Source organism: Flavobacterium ginsenosidimutans (assembly GCF_003254625.1).
GTDB lineage: Bacteria > Bacteroidota > Bacteroidia > Flavobacteriales > Flavobacteriaceae > Flavobacterium > Flavobacterium ginsenosidimutans.
Genome location: NZ_QJRJ01000030.1, coordinates 1 through 521, shown reverse-complemented (window position 1 = coordinate 521; position 521 = coordinate 1). Strand labels below are relative to the sequence as shown.

Genomic DNA, 521 nt, shown 5'->3' with positions numbered 1-521 from the left:
GCAGCTACAGGATGTGAAAGCGCAGTAAGATTGGCTGTAGTAATTACAGTTACAGATCCTGCAACACCTACGACTACAGATACAACACAGGATTTCTGTCTTGTAAATGCACCAACATTTGCGAGCATTCAGACAAATGAAGCAAATGTAGTGTGGTATAGCGCTTCAACAGGCGGAACAGCAATTCCAGCAGCGACAGCTTTAACAAGCGGCACATATTACGCAGCATTAGCTGATGCGGCTACAGGCTGTGAAAGTTCAGTGAGGCTTGCAGTTACCGTTACCGTTACAGATCCTGCTACACCGACTACTACAGACACAACACAGGATTTCTGTCTAGTAAATGCACCGACATTTGCGAGCATTCAGACAAATGAAGCAAATGTTGTATGGTACAGCGCTTCAACAGGCGGAATAGCAATTCCAGCAGCGACAGCATTAACAAGTGGCACTTATTATGCAGCTTTAGCTGATGCAGCTACAGGCTGTGAAAGTTCAGTGAGATTGGCTGTAACGATCAG

Annotated in this window: 1 protein-coding gene; it reads left to right on the top strand. The window is 45.5% G+C overall.

Annotation, left to right across the window (positions count from 1 at the left end):
• Positions 1-521 (top strand): Ig-like domain-containing protein (locus tag DM444_RS00145; protein ID WP_455423255.1); only part of this gene is annotated, 521 nt, incomplete at both ends.